The 16,923-nt window shown below is 71.8% G+C and carries 14 protein-coding genes; 6 read left to right on the forward strand and 8 right to left on the reverse strand.

Features of this window, described 5'->3' with window-relative positions; genetic code table 11:
- Positions 1-5 precede the first annotated feature (5 nt).
- The 7 genes from cutA to ACWDRB_RS02110 all read right to left on the reverse strand — a co-directional run bounded on the left by cutA (position 6) and on the right by ACWDRB_RS02110 (position 7,855).
- Positions 6-2,363, reverse strand: coding sequence for an aerobic carbon-monoxide dehydrogenase large subunit (gene cutA / locus ACWDRB_RS02080; RefSeq protein ID WP_449891506.1), 2,358 nt, complete (start codon positions 2,361-2,363; stop codon positions 6-8).
- A complete protein-coding gene (locus ACWDRB_RS02085; protein WP_350722612.1) occupies positions 2,360-2,869 on the reverse strand; it encodes a (2Fe-2S)-binding protein in 510 nt (169 codons plus the stop codon). Before ACWDRB_RS02085 ends, cutA begins: the two co-directional genes overlap by 4 nt.
- Complete coding sequence (locus ACWDRB_RS02090; protein ID WP_449891507.1) at positions 2,859-3,686, reverse strand: FAD binding domain-containing protein; 828 nt, start codon at positions 3,684-3,686, stop codon at positions 2,859-2,861. Before ACWDRB_RS02090 ends, ACWDRB_RS02085 begins: the two co-directional genes overlap by 11 nt.
- Entirely contained in the window at positions 3,683-5,095 is a 1,413-nt protein-coding gene (locus ACWDRB_RS02095; RefSeq protein WP_397365205.1) for a uracil-xanthine permease family protein, read from the reverse strand. The genes ACWDRB_RS02090 and ACWDRB_RS02095 overlap by 4 nt, the downstream gene beginning before the upstream one ends.
- A gap of 148 nt (positions 5,096-5,243) precedes the next feature.
- Positions 5,244-5,888: an NYN domain-containing protein gene (locus tag ACWDRB_RS02100; RefSeq protein WP_449891508.1), complete on the reverse strand. Its 645-nt coding sequence runs from the start codon at positions 5,886-5,888 to the stop codon at positions 5,244-5,246.
- 150 nt (positions 5,889-6,038) lie between these two features.
- The gene (locus ACWDRB_RS02105) at positions 6,039-6,242 is read right to left on the reverse strand and encodes an RNA-binding S4 domain-containing protein (protein WP_350722619.1); all 204 of its coding nucleotides are present in this window, start codon (positions 6,240-6,242) and stop codon (positions 6,039-6,041) included.
- A gap of 11 nt (positions 6,243-6,253) precedes the next feature.
- Positions 6,254-7,855: a PucR family transcriptional regulator ligand-binding domain-containing protein gene (locus tag ACWDRB_RS02110; protein WP_350722621.1), complete on the reverse strand. Its 1,602-nt coding sequence runs from the start codon at positions 7,853-7,855 to the stop codon at positions 6,254-6,256.
- A gap of 130 nt (positions 7,856-7,985) precedes the next feature.
- On the opposite strand from ACWDRB_RS02110, the gene ACWDRB_RS02115 reads away from it, so the two are divergent.
- The 6 genes from ACWDRB_RS02115 to ACWDRB_RS02140 all read left to right on the forward strand — a co-directional run bounded on the left by ACWDRB_RS02115 (position 7,986) and on the right by ACWDRB_RS02140 (position 15,585).
- Positions 7,986-8,840: a DUF2877 domain-containing protein gene (locus ACWDRB_RS02115; RefSeq protein ID WP_449891509.1), complete on the forward strand. Its 855-nt coding sequence runs from the start codon at positions 7,986-7,988 to the stop codon at positions 8,838-8,840.
- Positions 8,837-10,189, forward strand: coding sequence for an FdrA family protein (locus ACWDRB_RS02120; RefSeq protein ID WP_449891510.1), 1,353 nt, complete (start codon positions 8,837-8,839; stop codon positions 10,187-10,189). The genes ACWDRB_RS02115 and ACWDRB_RS02120 overlap by 4 nt, the downstream gene beginning before the upstream one ends.
- Entirely contained in the window at positions 10,186-11,562 is a 1,377-nt protein-coding gene (locus ACWDRB_RS02125) for a DUF1116 domain-containing protein (RefSeq protein ID WP_449891511.1), read from the forward strand. The genes ACWDRB_RS02120 and ACWDRB_RS02125 overlap by 4 nt, the downstream gene beginning before the upstream one ends.
- 121 nt (positions 11,563-11,683) lie before the next feature.
- The gene (locus tag ACWDRB_RS02130) at positions 11,684-13,720 is read left to right on the forward strand and encodes a protein kinase domain-containing protein (protein WP_449891512.1); all 2,037 of its coding nucleotides are present in this window, start codon (positions 11,684-11,686) and stop codon (positions 13,718-13,720) included.
- Between the two features lie 41 nt (positions 13,721-13,761).
- Complete coding sequence (locus tag ACWDRB_RS02135) at positions 13,762-14,334, forward strand: TetR/AcrR family transcriptional regulator (protein ID WP_449891513.1); 573 nt, start codon at positions 13,762-13,764, stop codon at positions 14,332-14,334.
- Between the two features lie 51 nt (positions 14,335-14,385).
- The gene (locus tag ACWDRB_RS02140) at positions 14,386-15,585 is read left to right on the forward strand and encodes a Cmx/CmrA family chloramphenicol efflux MFS transporter (RefSeq protein ID WP_449891514.1); all 1,200 of its coding nucleotides are present in this window, start codon (positions 14,386-14,388) and stop codon (positions 15,583-15,585) included.
- On the opposite strand, the gene ACWDRB_RS02145 is transcribed toward ACWDRB_RS02140, so the two are convergent.
- Positions 15,568-16,797, reverse strand: a complete 1,230-nt coding sequence (locus ACWDRB_RS02145) for an RNA-guided endonuclease InsQ/TnpB family protein (protein WP_449891515.1) — start codon at positions 16,795-16,797, stop codon at positions 15,568-15,570. The two genes, ACWDRB_RS02140 and ACWDRB_RS02145, sit on opposite strands and share 18 nt — an antisense overlap.
- Positions 16,798-16,923: the final 126 nt, after the last annotated feature.

A 16,923-nucleotide genomic window follows, 5' to 3' on the forward strand; every position in this document is an offset into this window, starting at 1 on the left:
GCGGGTCATCGGTCGGCGGCGCGCAGGTCGAAGAGCTCGGACGGGGAGATCGGCATGCGGTCGATCTCGATGCCCTCGGCGTCCTCGATGGCCGAGGCGATCACCGCGGAGACGGGGATCACGCCGGCCTCGCCCGCGCCCTTGACGCCGAGCGGGTTGAGCGGCGACGGCGTCTCCAGGTGGGCGGTCTCGACGTGGGGGATCTCGGTGGCGTATGGCATGAGGAAGTCCATGAAGGAGGCGTTGACGAGCTGGCCGTGCGAGTCGTACACCATGCGCTCGTAGAGCGCCCCGCCGATGCCCTGCGCCACTCCCCCGTGGATCTGGCCCTCCACGATCATCGGGTTGATCAGCCGGCCGCAGTCGTGCACGACCGCGTAGCGCACCACCTTGATCTCGGCCGTGTCCGGGTCGGTCTCGACGATCGCCGCGTGCATGCCCGACGCGAACGTGGACCTGATCGGCGAGTAGTAGTCGCGCCCCTCCAGCCCCGGCTCCTCGCCCTCGGCGACCGGCGGCCGGTCGGGCGACGCGGTGCCGGAGAACTGGGTGGCCTTGGCCGTCTCGTCGTCGAAGGCGTAGCGCAGCGGGTTGGCCAGCACCGCCACCGTGGACAGCGGGATGGACGCGCTCGGCGTGCCGGCCACGTGCACCATCCCGTCGGTGATCTCCAGGTCGGCCGGGTCGGCCTCCAGCGCGTCGGCGGCGATCCGCAGCGCCTTGTCGCGTACTTTCCGGCAGGCCAGCGCGATGGCGTTGCCGCTGACGACGGCCGCCCGCGAGGCGAACGTGCCCACGGCGTAGCCGAACCTGCGGGTGTCGCCGGTGACCACGCTCACCCGCTCGATGGGCACGCCCAGCTCGGTGGCGACGATCTGCGCGAAGGCCGTCTCGTGCCCCTGCCCCTGCGAGGTGAGCCCGGTGGACACGTGTACCCGCCCGTCGGAGGTCACCTGCACGTGCCCGCCCTCGTACGGCCCCACGCCGGTGCCTTCGACGTAGCACCCGACGCCGATGCCCCTGCCGGGCCGCGCCTCGAAGGAGTCCCAGCCGATCAGCTCCTTGATCATGCGGAGCATCTCGGGATAGTCGCCGCTGTCGTAGATCAGCGGCCGGCCGTCCTGGAACGTCATCCCCTGGTCGTACGGGAACTCGTCGGGCCCGATGAAGTTGACCTCGCGTACCTCGGTGCGGTCCTTCCCCAGGTAGCGGGCGATCTTGTCCATCGTCCGCTCCATGCAGAACACGCCCTGCGGCCTGCCGGCCCCCCGGTAGGGCGTGACCTGCACGGTGTTGGTGTAGACGGCGGTGAACTCGACCCGGTACGCCCCGATCTTGTACGGCCCCAGGAGCTGCGTGGAGGTGACGATCGGCACGATGATCCCGTAGGGCGTGTAGGCGCCGTGGTCGTGCAGGATCGTCACGTCCAGGCCGAGCACGCGGCCGTCGTCGTCGAAGCCGACCCGTACGTACTGGACCTGGCCGCGCTCGTGGGCCGAGGAGATGAAGTGCTCCCTGCGGTCCTCCGTCCACTTGATCTCGCGCCCGAGCGTCATGGCGGCCCACGGCACCAGCACCTCCTCGGGCCACGGGTGCACGATCTTCACCCCGAAGCCGCCGCCCACGTCGGGCGCGATCACCTCGACCTGCGGCAGCGGCAGCTCCAGCGCGGCGGCGACGGCCATGCGGACGCTGGTGGAGGTCTGGGTGCTGGAGTAGACGCGCAGGTCCCGGCCGTCCCACCGGGCGTACACGCCGCGCCCCTCCAGCGGCATGCTGGCGCTGCGCTCGATGTCGAGCCGGAAGGCCAGCGTGTGCGGCGCGGTCTCGATCGCCTCGCGCGCGCCGCGCCCGTCCGTCCTCGCGACCTCCTGGACGAGGTGCGCGCCGACGTTGCCCGGCACGTCCTCGTGCACGAGCTGGGCGCCCTGCACGGCCTCCTCCAGGCCGACGACCGGCTTGAGGAGCTCGTAGTCGACCTCGATGAGCGCGCAGGCGTCCTCGGCGGCGTACCTGTCCGCCGCCACGACCATCACCACCGGCTCGCCGACGTGCCTGACGACGTCCCTGGCCAGCGGGTACGCGGTGCGCCCGTGGGTGAGCGCCGGGTGCGGGATCAGCAGCGGCAGCGGCCGGCCGACCCGTCCGGGTAGGTCTTCCCAGGTGTAGATGGCGACGAGCCCTTCGACGTCGAGCGCGGGGCCCACGTCGATGTCGCGGATGCGGGCGTGCGCGTGCGGCGAGCGCACGAACGCGGCGGCCAGCGCGTCGGGGCCGAGGTCGTCGAGGTAGCGGCCCCGGCCGGTGAGCAGCCTGGGGTCCTCCCGCCGCTGCACGGGCTCCCCGAACAGCCTCGTCGTCATGCTTCCTCCGCCAGCAGCTCGGCGGCCCGGTGGACGGCCTTGACGATGTTCTGGTAGCCGGTGCACCGGCACAGGTTGCCCGAGATGCCCTCCAGCACCTCGTCGTCCGTGGGGGTGGGGTTGTCCCGCAGCAGGGCGGTCACCGTACACAGGAACCCCGGCGTGCAGAACCCGCACTGCAACCCGTGACACTCGGCAAAAGCCCGCTGGACTGCGCTCATGGCCTCACTCCGTGAGGCGGGCTCGGTCGCCCTGGTGCCGTCGCCAGCCAGCCCCTCGACCGTGGTGATCTCGGACCCGTCCACGCTGACCGCGAACGTCAGGCACGACCGGATCGGCTCCCCGTCGAGCAGCACGGTGCAGCAGCCGCAGACGCCGTGCTCGCAGCCGACGTGGGTGCCCGTCAGGCCGAGGTCGTGGCGCAGGCAGTCGGACAGCAGGCGTCTGGCGGGCACGCCGACCCGCCTGGCCGTGCCGTTCACGACGAGCGTGATCTCATGCTCCACGATCCCCTGCCTCCCTGGTCGCGTTCCGCACGGCCCGCTCGGCCAGCACGCCCACGAGGTGGCGGCGGTAGGCGGCCGAGGCGTGGATGTCGCCCTCGGGTTCGACCCGGTCCCGTACGATCCGCGCCGCGTCCGCGGGGCTCTCCGTCACGTCCACGACGACCTGCACGGGGCCGACGCCGATGCAGGCGAGCCTGGCGGCCTCGACCCGGCCGTCCTCGTCGAGCGTGACGACGGCACAGACCCCGGCCAGGGCGTAGTCGCCGTGCCGCCGGGCCACCTCCTCGAAGGCTGCCCCGGTACGCGGACCCAATGCCGGGAAATATGCCGACACGGCCAGCTCGCCCGGCTGGACCGCCGACTCCATGGGCCCGACGAAGAACTCCTCGGCGCCCACGTCGCGTACCTGTCCCTGCCGGGCCACCCGTACGGAGCCGCCCAGGACGGCCAGCACGGCCGGCAGCTCGGCGGCCGGGTCGGCGTGCACGAGGCTGCCCACCACGGTCCCCCGGTTCCGGATCACCGGGTGGGCGACCAGCCGCAGCGCCCGGCTCAGCAGCGGATGCGCCGCGGCCCGCTCCGCCTGCGAGTGCCGGACCGTCGCCCCCACCCGGACACCGTCCCGCTCGGTCTCCATGGCCGACAGCCCCTGGACGCGGTTGATGTCGACGAGATGCTCGGGAGCGGCCAGCCGCATGTTGAGCATGGGGATCAGGCTCTGCCCTCCGGCCAGCACCTTCCCGCCCACCTCCGCGAGGGTCCGGAGCGCCTCGTCGAGGTCGCGGGGGGCGTGGTACTCGAACGGGGGCGGTTTCACCCGGCCTCGCTCCCGGCCGGCCGGGCGGGCCGTCCGGCGATGGCCCGCAGCAGGTGGTATCCGCCCAGCACCACGATGGTGCCGAGCGCGATCCCCTCAAGGGTGAAGTCGCCGCCGATGAAGTGGCTCACAGGTCCGATGGCCAGGATGATGCCCGCGCCGATCGGAACCATGTTGACGGGGTCGGAGAAGTCGACGCGGTTCTCGATCCAGATCCTGGCGCCGAGGAGGCCGATCATCCCGTACAGGATGACGGTGACCCCGCCCAGCACGCCGCCCGGGGTCGCGGCGACCAGCGCGCCGAACTTGGGGCAGAGCCCGAACAGGATCGCGATGATCGCGGCGATGTAGTAGGCGGCGGTCGAGTAGACCTTGGTGGCCGCCATGACGCCGATGTTCTCGGCGTACGTGGTGGTGGGCGAGCCGCCGACCGCGCTGGCGACCATGGTGCCCACCCCGTCGGCCATCACCGCCCGGCCCACGTACGGGTCGACGTCCGCCCCGGTCATCTCGCCGACGGCCTTGACGTGCCCGATGTTCTCGGCGATGAGCGCGATGACGGCGGGCAGCACCAGCAGCACGGCGGAGGTCTTGAAGTCGGGGGCGTGGAAGTTCGGCACCCCGAACCAGGGCGCCGACGCCACGGAGTCGAAGTTCACCCGGTCGTGCGGGAAGGCCGTGGCCACGCAGTACGTGCCCTCGGCCGGGCAGCTCGCGCCCGCCGCGTCCCGCAGGTTGGCGCCGGGCAGCACGGACGTGACGGCCCCCGCGGTCTTGTCCAGCACCCACGACAGCACGAACCCCGCGATCAGCCCGACCAGCACCCCGATCCGGCCGACGAACCCCTTGAAGAACACGATCACCAGGAAGGTGACCAGCATGGTGATGAGCGCGACCCAGTGGTCCTGCGGCCAGTAGACGTCCGCCACCACGTACGCCAGCCCGAACCCGATCAGCATGACGACCGCCCCCGTGACCACGGGCGGGAACACGCGATGGATGATCTGCACCCCGAGGAAGTGGACGGCCAGCCCCGCCAGCGCCAGCACGAACCCGGCGACCAGGATCGCACCTGTCACGATCGCGTCCGCGCCGGCCGTGTCACCGCCGTAGGCGGCCCTGATGGCCAGCACCCCGCCGACGAAGGACGCGCTGGTGCCGAGATAGCTGGGCACCTTCCCCTTCACGATCAGCAGGAACAGGATCGTCGCGACGCCTGACATCATCACGGCGACGTTCGGGTCCAGCCCCATCACCAGGGGGAAGACGAACGTCGCGCCGAACATCGCGATCACGTGCTGCGCCCCGAAGCCCACCATCCTGGGCCAGCTCAGCCGCTCGTCGGGTCTGACCACCTCTCCGGGCGCCAGGTGCTTGCCGTCACCGTGTTTGGTCCATCCCAAAACCATGAGAGCCCCTCTTGTCCTGGGCCGGCGACACGTTCCGTTGCGGGCACATTAGGCCCGCCGCAACGCTCCTACACGGGCATGATCTGCCAAATCTACGCGGAGGGCCAGTGAAAACCTCGCGCACACGCGATCCGAATTCACTGTGAGGTCAGTTCCAGTGCTGCGGGCGGTGGTAGACGCACCCGTCGGACGCCTGGACGACGTTGGGAAGCTGAGACCGGCGGATCACGGCATGACCCAGCGGGAACCACGCGTCGCTGACGCGCTGCAGAACCTCGGAGCGCCTTCGGGGCGGAAGCACGGTGATCACCCGTGTCTTGGTCCCAAGCTCGTCATTCAGCCGCCTGATGGCATGAACCGCCGCGCATAGGTCAGAGTCGGCCGACACGAGCATGACCGCGTCCACCTGGTGTGTCGCGACATCCGCCACCATGGCCGCGCCGAGCGCCACATCGGACTGCTTCTCAGCATAGGTCCGGCGCGTCGCTCCACAAGAGTGGCACTGCACCGACTGCTGCTGGTATCTCCCCATGACGACCTGCACGCCGAGGCTTGCCGTCGCGGCCAGATACGTCTCCTGCCGTGCCACGGCCGGGGGATCGTTGCGGATCGCCGCGGTGAAGTAGCTGACACCCACAAGGCGCTGATGCGGCCGCAGCAGGTGCGTCGCCATGGCGCGCAGATCGAGCCAGAGATGCCGCCGTCTCCCGAGCTCCCTCAGGCCGTAGTACAGGTTGAACCCGTCGACATAGACGCCGACGCGCTCGATTCCGGGATTCGACTTGTCGCTCACCGCTATCACGCCCTAACATGGAGTCACCCGCCCGGGGGTACGTTCCCGGGTATGACGGCCCCCGACAGGGGGCCGTTTCTTTTTGCCGGTGCGCCCGATGTTAGTAAACAGTGAGTAAGCGTGCGGTGACTTTTCGTCAACAGGTTCCCACTACTCCACGTGGATGGAGAACCCCTCCCCGCTGACCACCTGCCCCGAGCGGATCTTGGCGCGCTTGCGCAGCTCCACCTCGCCGTCCACCAGCACCAGCCCCTCGGCGATCAGCAGCTTGGCCATGCCGCCCGTCTCCGTGATCCCGCAGTACTTCAGCAGGTCACACAGCGGGATGTACTCGGAGCGCAGTTCGAAATCCACAAGCCCCAACCCTAGATGCCGCGCATCCGCAGCACGTGCAGGGCCAGGGTCAGGTTGAGGCGCAGGTGCGGGTCGTCGGTGAAGTTGCCGAGCAGGCGCTCCAGCTTCCCGATCCGGTAGCGGAGGGTGTTGTAGTGGAAGTGGAGACGCCGCGCCGTCTCGGCCACGTTCATGTTGGTCTCCAGGAGCACCTGCAGGGTGCGGCGCAGGTCGGCGTTCTCGGCGTCGGCGTCGGCCGCCAGCGGGCCGAGCGTCTCGCGTACGAAGGCGTGCAGCTCCTCCGTGTCGTTGACCAGGGACAGCAGCCGGTAGACGCCGAGCTGGTCGAAGTGGGCGACGGCGCCGGGCCCGTGCAGCTGGCGGCCCACCCGGGCCGCCTTCAGCGCCTGCGAGTACGCCTCCGGCAGCGTCTCCGCCCCCGGGCTGGGCCGGGAGGTGCCGGTCGAGAACGTCGCGGGCGGCACGTCGGCGAAGCCCGAGGCCGCGTCCTTGGCGACCCTGGTCGCGTCGATCGAGGCGTCCACCACGGCCACCACCTCGTGCGAGAACCCCGCCACCGCCCCGCGCGGGTCGTGCCGGCGCATCGCCGCCGTCCAGCACGCCACCAGCCGGTCCTGCGCGCTGCGCTCGTCGCCGTCCGGGTCCAGCTCAGCCACCAGTACGGTCACCGGCCGCGCCAGGTCCCACCCGAACGCCCGCGCCCGGGCCGTGACCCGCTCCGCCGTGCCCGCCCGGCCGGTGAGCACGTCGCGCAGGAAGTCGGCGCGGTACTTGCTCTCGACGGCGTTCACCGCCTCCTGCCGGGTGACGACCAGCGCGGCCACGGTCGCGGCGCGTTCGAGGATGCCGACGTCGCTGTCGCGGATGGCCCCGGACGGGCTGTAGGCGACGATCCTCCCGTGGTGGTGACCCCCGGCCAGCACGGGCACCGAGGCGAACGACCGTACCCGTCCCGAGGCGGACGTACGGGGCGGGCCCTCCAGGGAGATCGACTCGCGCAGGACGGCCACCTGCTCGGCCGGACCCGCGGTGGCCAGCACCCGGCCCGAGCCGTCCACCGCCGCCACCGACACGTCGAGCAGCTGGGCCACCTCGGCGGCCACCTCGTTGAGCCCGCCGCCGGCCAGCACCACCTGCACCAGCGCCCGGTGCGCCTCCTCGGCGCGGGCGAGCACGGCGGCCTGGCGGTTGAGGATGTCGGTCAGCACCTGGTTGAGGATGTCGTCGAACCCGACGTCGTTCGGCAGCAGGATGAGCGGGAAGCCGAGCCGGTCGGCCTGCTCGACCATCTCGTCGGGCAGCTCGTCCACATACCGGCCGAGCTTGATCGCCAGCGCCGACAGCCCGCGCTCGTCCAGGTCGGCGACCAGCCGGCCGAGCGACTGCGGCGTGTTGCGCAGCGGGTAGCCGGTGGTCAGCAGCAGCTCGTGCGGCTTGACCCAGGCCAGGATGTCGGGGACCTCCATGACGTTCAGCCGTTGCACGATGCGGCCCAGCCCGCTCTCCCCTGCGATCAGCCTGGCCTCGGCGAGGGTGGAGACGCCGAGCACCTCTCCGACGGAAACGCCGTGAATGATCGTCCCGGTGCTGGCGAGACGGACGGGGGGCTCCATGTGGAGATTGTGACCCCAGAAACCGTCTGTCAGGAAGAGCCAACCTTCCCGCTGACTGTTGGCAAATTTACCCGTACGGAGGGTTCCCCGGCCGTTTTACGGTCGGGTCCAAGGTCGGATGGGAGGTTCGGTGACCGTAAGTACTCATGCGAGGCGTACCCGCATCCACGTCACGGGCGCGGCCAGCACGGCGGTACGCCCCGTCCTGGAGTCGCCGCGCCGCCCCGCGCGGGTGCTCGCCGCGTTCCCGGCGGGGGTCTATCTCGAGGTCAGGACCGACCTGGAGCCTTCGGTGATCGCCGTCATCACGGGGGCGGCCACCCGGTTGCCCAACTCCGTGCTGCTGGCCGGCGCACTGCCGAGCGTCACGGTGGGCGACGAAGCCTCGGTGGGCGACCGCAGCATCGAGCTGGGCCCGCTGAGCCTGGGCGTGCGCCGCTGGTGGGACCCCGCCCCGCCGCTGGGCCGGATCGATCGGGCCCGGCTCGAACAGGCCGCCGCCCGCTTCGGCGACCCGCCGCAACCCGGGCTGGCCGGGAACGGCGCCGTCGAGCTGCTGGCCGACAGCTGCGCGAAGGGCTGGCTGCTGGGGGCCGTGACGGCGGCCGAGCAGCTCATGGGCCTGGGGCCCGGCCTGACGCCGAGCGGCGACGACGTCCTGGCGGGCCTGCTGGTGACGCTGCGGCACCTGGGCGCGGCGGCCGGGGCGGAGCGGGCGGTCTGGCTGGCCGACTGGCTGGCGGCGACCGTGACGTTCGACGCGAGGACGCGTACGACGCCCATTTCGGCCACGCTCCTGCACTGCGCGGCCAGGGGCGAGAGCAGCCCCGAGGTGACCGCGGTGCTGCGCGGCATCACGGGCGGGCAGGCCCTCGAACCGGCCCTGCGCCGCCTCCACGGCCTCGGCCACACCTCGGGCTCCGACCTGGCCCAGGGCGTCGCCATCGGCGTGACCGCCGTCCTCGCGCTGAGCAGGCCCCGATGAGCGCCGACACGGTGGCCGACACGGTGCTGGTACGGAAGGGCGCGTACGTCGACTCCATCTCCCTGATGCGCATAAGCCGGGCGCTGACCGAGATGTCGGGCGTGGAGGCCGCCATGGTCGCCATGGCCACCGACCTGAACCTCGCCGTCCTCCGCGATCTGGGCTTCACCGTCCCGCAGGCCGGCCCCGGCGACCTCCTCATAGCCGTCCGCGCCCGCGACGCCGGCGCGGCCGTCGAGGAGGCCGACCGGCAGCTCGCGAGCTTCGACCGCCCGGAGGCGACCACCGCCGACCGGCCCCCGCTCACCACCCGCTCGGCCACCGGCACCCCGGCCGACCTGGTGCTGGTCTCCACCCCGGGCGAGCACGCCTTCGCCGAGGCGCTGGACGCCGTCCAGGCCGGGCTCCCCGTCATGATCTTCAGCGACGGCGTCCCCGTGGCCCAGGAACGGCGGCTCAAGGAGCTCGCGGAGGCCGCGGACGTCCTCGTGATGGGCCCCGACTGCGGCACCGCCGTGCTCGGCGGCGTCGGCCTGGGCTTCGCGAACGTCCTCACCCCCGGCCCCGTCGGCGTGGTGGCCGCGTCCGGCACGGGGGCCCAGCAGGTGACGTCCCTGCTCGACTGGGCCGGCACCGGCGTCAGCCACGTGCTCGGCGTGGGCGGCAGGGACCTGTCCGCCGAGGTGGGCGGCCTGTCCACGCTGCGGGCCCTGCGCATGCTGGACGAGGACCCGGCCACCGAGCTGATCGTGCTGATCTCCAAGCCGCCGTCCCCCGAGGCGGCGGCGACCGTACGGGAGGCCGTGGGACGCCTGCGCACGCCGGTGGTGCCCGCGCTGCTCCCCGAGTCCGACCTGACGGAGGCGACCGAGCGGGTCCTGCGCGCGCTCGGCCGGCCGGTGCCCGAGTGGCCCTCCTGGCCCGCGTGGTCGGGCAAGCAGAGCCGGACCAAGGCCATCAAGGGCGTCTATTCCGGCGGGACGCTCAGCACCGAGGCCGCGCTGGTGGCCGGCAAGGGCGAGTTCGTCGACTACGGGGACGACGCCTACACCAGGGGCCGGGCGCATCCCATGATCGACCCGACCCTGCGCGTCGAGGCCTTGGCCCGCGCCCAGGAGACGGACCTGGTGCTCATGGACGTCGTGCTCGGCCACGGCGCCGACCCCGACCCGGCCGCCTCGCTCGCGCACGCCGTCGCCCGCACCCCCGCCACCGTCGTGATCGCGCTCATCGGCACCGAAGGCGACCCCCAGGACCTGCACCGCCAGGCCGCCGCCTTCCGGGAGGCGGGCGCGGCCGTCTTCACCTCCAACGCCCAGGCCGCCCGGCACGCCAGGAGCCTCATATGAGCCCGCTGTCCGTCCCGTCCCGCGTCATCACGGTGGGCGCGGGCCTGCTCGACGAGGCGCTCAGGGCGCAGGCCGTCGAGACGACGCCGGTGTCCTGGCGCCCACCGCTGCCCGGCACCGCCGAGGCCCTGGCCGCGGTGCTCGCCGACCCGCGCAGGCAGGCCGCGAACGAGCTGGCCGTGAGCAGGCTGACCTCCGCCCGCCCGCACCTGGTGGGGGTGCGCCGGGCCTCGGAGGTGCTGGCGGCGCGAACGTTCCTGCACGCGGGCCCGCCCATCACGTGGGAGCGCGCGTCGGGCCCGATGCGCGGCGCGCTGATCGGCGCGATGCTGCTGGAGGGCCTGGCAGGCGACGAGCACGAGGCCGGGCGCAGGCTGGCGGCGGGCGAGATCGCGCTGCGGCCGTGCCACGAGCACGCCACCGTGGGCCCGATGGCGGGCGTGGTGAGCCCGTCCATGTGGCTGTTCGAGGTGCGCGACGACGAGCACGGCGGCACCGCGTACTGCTCGCTGAACGAGGGCCTGGGCAAGGTGCTCCGGTACGGCGCCTACGGGCCCGAGGTGCTGGAGCGGCTGCGCTGGATGGACGCGGTGCTCGGCCCCGCCCTGGCGGCGACGCTGGAGCGCACGGGGCCGATCGACCTGCGCTCGCTGATGGCGCAGGCCCTGCAGATGGGCGACGAGCTGCACAACCGCAACCGCGCCGCCACCTCGCTCCTGCTGCGCGAGCTGGCCCCGGCGGTGGTCGAGGCCGCCCCGGGCGCGGCCGCGGAGGTGCTGCGCTTCATCAACGGCAACGACCACTTCTTCCTGAACGCCGGCATGGCCGCCGCCAAGGTCAGCACGGACGCGGCCCGCGACGTGCCCGGCTCGTCCATGGTCGTCGCCATGGCCAGGAACGGCACCGACTTCGGCGTCCAGGTCTCGGGGCTGGGCGGGCGGTGGTTCACGGGACCGGCCGGCGTGCCCGACGGGCTCTATCTCGGCTCGTACGGGCCGGACGACGCGAACCCGGACATCGGCGACTCCACGATCACGGAGACCTCGGGGCTGGGCGGGTTCGCGATGGCGGCGGCGCCGGCCATCGTGCGGTTCGTGGGCGGCGAGGTGTCCGACGCGGTGCGGGCCACCCGTTCCATGTACGAGATCACGCTCGCCGAGCACCCGGGGTACCAGATTCCGGGGCTCGGCTTCCGCGGCACGCCGGTCGGCATCGATGTAACTCTCGTCGCAAGAACGGGCCTGCTGCCCGTGGTCAACACCGGCATCGCGGGCCGCGTCGCGGGAACCGGTCAAGTAGGAGCAGGCCTGGTCAAACCCCCTGTAGAGGCATTCACTACTGCATTGATCGCATTGGCGGAACAAGCCATCTGAATGGCGATATTTCCCCAGGTCAAAGCTTTTGTAAGGATGCTCCAGCTTCCCTTGCGCATGCCCCGCCGATATCGTAACGAACCACTTTAAATTGCTCGTAGCGCGGGATGGGGGCGGGATCATGGCAGCCGACCGCTTGCTCAGCGGCCCCGGCGCGGAAGGGGGCGCCCCGAGCGGCGCCCCGCAGAGCCAGGGCCGTCTGATCGGCCGGCGTTACCGGCTCATGTCACCCGTCGGCAGGGGCGGCATGGGCATGGTGTGGCACGCCCACGACGTCCTGCTCGACCGGGACGTGGCGGTCAAGGAGCTGATCCTCCCGTACGGGCTCGACCACTCGGGCATGCAGGGGGCCCACCGGCGCGTGCTGCGCGAGGCCAGGTCGGCCGCGCGGCTGACGCATCCCGGCATCGTCACCGTCCACGACGTGGTCGAGGAGGACGGCCGCCCGTGGATCGTGATGGAGCTGGTCCGCGCGTGGTCCCTGGAGCAGGCCGTACGCCAGAGCGGGCCGCTGCCGGTGCTGCAGGCGGCCGAGATCGGCATCCGGGTGCTCGACGCGCTCAGGCACGCGCACTCCGCGGGGATCCTGCACCGCGACATCAAGCCCGGCAACGTGCTGCTGACCCAGGACCGGGTGGTGCTGACCGACTTCGGCATCGCGGCCATCGAGGGCGACGTGGCGATCACGCAGACCGGGCTGCTCATGGGGTCGCCCGCGTACATCCCGCCGGAGCGCCTGTCCGGGCAGCCGATCACGCAGGCGGCCGACCTGTGGTCGTTCGGCGCGACGCTGTACGCCGCCCTCGAGGGGCGGCCGCCGTACGAGGGGCCCGACCCGGTGGCGGTGCTCGGCGCGGTGCTCACGCAGGAGCCGATCGCGCCCCAGCGGGCCGGCTCGCTGATGCCGGTGGTCGAGGGCCTGCTGCGCAAGAACCCGGCCCAGCGGCTGACCTCCGACCAGGTCATCGAGATGCTGGAGGCGGTGCTGCGCGCGCACGGCTCCGTCCGCCCGCGCCCGGCCGAGTCGCTGCCCACGGCCGGGCCCGCCCCGGGGGACATGCCGGCCTCCGGGCTGCTGGACTCCCCGTCGGGGCCGATGCCGTCGCGGATCGTGGAGACGCCCTCGGGTCCGATACGCGTGCCGTACGACCCGATGAGCAGCCCGTCCGGCGGTCACTCGATGCCGTTCGACGGCCTGACGAGCCCCTCCGGCAGCCACCGGACCGACCAGCTGGTGCCGCCGCCGCCCGAGTTCGGCGGGCCCTCGGGGGCGCAGCCCGCTTTCGGCATGCCCTCGGGTCCGCACCGGGCCCCCAGGGGCCGCGGCGACGAATCCGGCCCGCAGCCGGCGCCGATCCTGCCGCTGACCACGGACAGCCGTACGTCGTCCGCCGCCACGCCGTGGCCGCTGGCCTCCGCCGAGGACCTGCGCGAGCAGTCGCGCGACCTGTCCCGCGACCTCGGCCACAACCGCCTGGCCACGCTGCCCAGCACGGCGCCGCGCACCGGCAAGAGCCGGCGCAGGCCCGACGAGGACGACGGGATATGGGTGCGCCGCGGGCGGCCGACGCCGCTCACGATCATCAGCGCGATCGTGGCGGTGGCCGCCGTCGTGGGCGCCGTCATGCTCCTCATGCCGGGCGGGTCGCCGTCCCCGCAGACGGCCACGTCACAGGCCGCGACGTCCTCACCCGCCGAACCCGGGAACGCCGAGCCCTCGGCGATACCGTCGGGCTACACCGAGCACGGCACGGCCGGGTTCGCCGCCGCCGTGCCCGGGAGCTGGAAGCCTTCGACGTCGGGCGGGGTGACCACGTTCAGCGGGCCGAAGGACTCCGGCATGCGGATCATGGTGCAGAAGGTGAGCCCGCAGACCGACGGAGGGCTGTCCGAGCTGGGCCGCCAGGAGGCCAAGGGCGGCGTGGAGGGCTACATCCAGGTGCAGCTCCAGGCCGTCGACTACCGCGGCTGGCAGGCCGCCGACTGGGAGTACACCTACACCACGGCCAGCGGCGTCCCCATGCACGCGCTCACCCGGTACGTCACGATCGACGACATCACCGCATACAAGATCACCTTCGACCTGCCCGAGCTCAAGTGGGACGACCAGGCGGAGACCCGCAAGGTGTTCCTGGACACGTTCCGGCGGGATGGCTGACGTATTGCACCGCTCAGTCCAAAACGGGTAATGTTCGACATATGGGGCGACCGAGGAAGTTCGAGGAGGAACGCGCCGTCGAGGCCGCGATGCGCGCGTTCTGGTCCGCGGGCTTCGAGGCCACCTCGACGGCGGACCTGTGCGCGGCCACCGGGCTCGGGCGCAGCAGCATCTACAACACCTTCGCCAGCAAGCACGACCTGTTCGTGAAGGCCCTGACCCGCTACATGGACCAGCGCAACGCCACGCTCGCCGAGACGCTGGACGCCGACCTGCCGCTCAAGGAGAAGATCAGGACCGTCCTGTGGTGGGCCGTCGACCCCGAGCCCGGCGAGCCGCCCGGCTGCCTGGTGGTCAACTCGATGACCGAGCTGGCCCCGCACGACCCGGAGATCGCCGAGCTGCTGCGGCGCGACAACGACAGGCGCCGGCAGATGGTCCGGGCCGCCATCGAGACCGGCCGCTCGCGGGGCGAGATCGACCCGGACAGGGACCCGCTCGCGCTGGCGCACTTCGTCTTCGCCACCGTCAGCGGCCTGCGCGTGGCCGCGCGGGGCGGGACGGACCGGGACGGGCTCGAGTCGATCGCGAAAACCGCCCTGGGCGTTTTCTGATCTTTTTTACGCCCTCATTTTGAACCGACCAATCCAAAAAGGAGAAGCACCATGCCCTTGGCCATCTACATATTGGGGCTTTCGATCTTCGCTCAAGGCACTTCGGAGCTCATGCTGGCCGGGCTGATCCCGGAGATGGCCGCCGACCTGCGGGTGTCCGTGCCAGAGGCGGGGCTGCTGATCTCGGCGTTCGCCATGGGAATGCTGGTGGGGGCGCCGGTGCTGGCCGTCCTCACGCTGCGCTGGCCACGGCGTACGGCGCTGCTGACGTTCATGGCGGTCTTCGTCGTGTCGCACGTCGCGGGCGCGCTGACGTCGAGCTACACCGTGGTGTTCGCCACCCGCGTCGTGGGGGCGTTCGTGTACGCGGGTTTCTGGGCCGTGGCGGCGAGCACGGCGGTCGGCCTGGTGCCCGCCAACGCCCGCGGCAAGGCCATGAGCGTGCTCGCCGGCGGCCTGACGGTCGCCACCATCGTCGGGCTGTCCCTGGGCACGGTCATCGGCCAGCACCTCGGCTGGCGGGCCGCGTTCTGGGCGGTCGCGGCGCTGTCGGCGCTGGCCGGGGCGGGCGTGCTGAGCACCATCCCGGGCGGCCGCCCGGAGGCCGGCGCGACCCCGCGCGTCTCCGACGAGCTGCGCTCCATGATCAACCCCAGGCTCTGGCTCGCGTACGGCACGACCGCGCTGACCACGGGAGCCCTGCTGGCCTCCTTCAGCTACCTGAGCGTGCTGCTGGTCGACACCACGGGCCTGGATCCCGCCTGGGTGCCCGCGGTCCTGGCGCTCTACGGCGTCGGCTCGCTGATCGGGATCACCATCGGCGGCCGGACCGCCGACGCGCGGCCGTTCCCGTCCCTCTACCTCGGCGTCGCCGGCCTGATCGTCTGCTCGGTGGCGCTGGCCCTGACCGCGTCCGTCCCCGTGGCGGCCATCGCGCTGATCTTCCTGCTCGGCGCGTTCGGCTTCGGCATGAACCCCGCCCTGAACACCCGCGTCTTCTCCCTGGCCAAGGACGCCCCCACCCTGGCCGCCGCGGTGAACGTCTCCTCCTTCAACGTCGGCATCACCGTCGGCCCCTGGCTCGGCGGGCTGGCCATCGGCGCGGGCCTCGGCTACCCGTCCGTCGTCTGGATCGGCGCCGCGATCGGCGTGCTCGCCCTGGCCACCGTGGCCGTGGCGGGCGCTCTGCACCGCTCGCCGGCGCCGGAGCGCAGTGGGGTACCTTCGGCCGTGTCAACGACCACCGGTTGAGGCCGGTGGCTTGCTCTCACGGTCCCGTCTGGCTGAAGGGAGGCCGGTAGCGTGTGGCTGGTTGACAGCAGCCCAGCCCGCAGCGCCGCGTGCGGCGATGTTGCGGGCCGCGATGTGATCGGCGTGCCCAGCGAGGCCACACCCAGTGCAGACGAACCGACCCCGCGTCGGCCTATTCGCCCTACTCATACACCCGCACTCTGGACAGCGCTGAGAGGTGTGTGCGGGGTCGACCAGCACGAAAGCGACCCCGGCCCGCGCGGCTTTGTAACGGGTGAATGCCATCTGCTGAGCAAACGCCCAGCTGTGCAGGGTGCGCCGCTGGAACCGATGAGCCCTTACCCGCCCGCGGATGCCCTGCAGATCCTCCAAGGCGATCCCGCGGCCGGTGCGTTCGGCTTCGCGCACCACGTGTTTCGAAAGCTGATGGTTGAGGTCGGTCATCATCCGATGCTCACGCCCGGCCAAGCGACGCAGGACCCGCCGCGCCGCACTCGTGCCCTTCCTCTGCAACCGTTGGCGTTGCCGATGCCGCCGCTCCCGCAGCGTACGGACGTGGCCGTTGCCGGTGATCGGCCCGGCCAGGGCGGAGCCGGGGAGCACGGCCCCGTCCGACGTGACCGCCAGGTTCGCCACCCCTTGATCCACCCCTAGAAAGCCGTGAACCGGCTCACGCGTCCGGGGCTTGGGCAAGGTGATGGCAACTTGCAGCAGCCATACGCCGCGCCGACAGATCAGGTCGGCCTCCCCGAGAGGCAGCGCGTTGACAGCCTGGAGGTCCTCTGGCCGACCTGTGTATGGCACGGCCACACGTCCCGTGGAGGTCCACAGCGACACGGTCCGGGCTTCACGGGACCAGCTCATCAGGCGCGCGTCGTACGGGATGGCGCCGTGCTGGCGGAAGGTGTGGGCCCGTTTCTTGGTGGCTCGCCGGTTGCCGTAGGCACCGGCCACCCGGGCTATCGCCCGCATCGCCGCCTGCGCGCCCAGCCCGGCGAACTGCGCACGCGCGGAATGGTAGGCCAGCCGATGCAACTGGAGGACGGTGAAGGTACGGTGCTGCCAAGCCAGACGGGAAACAAAGGTGGCCGCCTGATTACAGACCAGCACCGTCGCAGTCAGGGCGTCAGCCTGAGCAGGTGTAGGCATGAGCCGCAACTGCACCGCCGACGGCAGGCCTGCCAGCTTGGCCGTGGAGCGGCGGATCGCCATTACACACTCCCTGTCGTGGAAGAGTCACCCACCGCGAACACTATCGAGCGTTACTAAGGCTTTCCATACTGTTTTCGAAAGGAGGAGTGGCGCTCCCTCCCCATCCTGAAAGACCAGGGTGTCCGC

The sequence above is a fragment of the Nonomuraea sp. NPDC003707 genome (assembly GCF_053587055.1).

What these genes read in the sequence shown, in the direction of transcription:
- cutA (WP_449891506.1), bottom strand. Translation starts at nt 2,363, where the DNA reads ATGACGACGAGGCTGTTCGGGGAGCCCGTGCAGCGGCGGGAGGACCCC.
- ACWDRB_RS02095 (WP_397365205.1), bottom strand. Translation starts at nt 5,095, where the DNA reads ATGGTTTTGGGATGGACCAAACACGGTGACGGCAAGCACCTGGCGCCC.
- ACWDRB_RS02110 (WP_350722621.1), bottom strand. Translation starts at nt 7,855, where the DNA reads ATGGAGCCCCCCGTCCGTCTCGCCAGCACCGGGACGATCATTCACGGC.
- ACWDRB_RS02120 (WP_449891510.1), top strand. Translation starts at nt 8,837, where the DNA reads ATGAGCGCCGACACGGTGGCCGACACGGTGCTGGTACGGAAGGGCGCG.
- ACWDRB_RS02125 (WP_449891511.1), top strand. Translation starts at nt 10,186, where the DNA reads ATGAGCCCGCTGTCCGTCCCGTCCCGCGTCATCACGGTGGGCGCGGGC.
- ACWDRB_RS02130 (WP_449891512.1), top strand. Translation starts at nt 11,684, where the DNA reads ATGGCAGCCGACCGCTTGCTCAGCGGCCCCGGCGCGGAAGGGGGCGCC.
- ACWDRB_RS02135 (WP_449891513.1), top strand. Translation starts at nt 13,762, where the DNA reads ATGGGGCGACCGAGGAAGTTCGAGGAGGAACGCGCCGTCGAGGCCGCG.
- ACWDRB_RS02140 (WP_449891514.1), top strand. Translation starts at nt 14,386, where the DNA reads ATGCCCTTGGCCATCTACATATTGGGGCTTTCGATCTTCGCTCAAGGC.
- ACWDRB_RS02145 (WP_449891515.1), bottom strand. Translation starts at nt 16,797, where the DNA reads ATGGCGATCCGCCGCTCCACGGCCAAGCTGGCAGGCCTGCCGTCGGCG.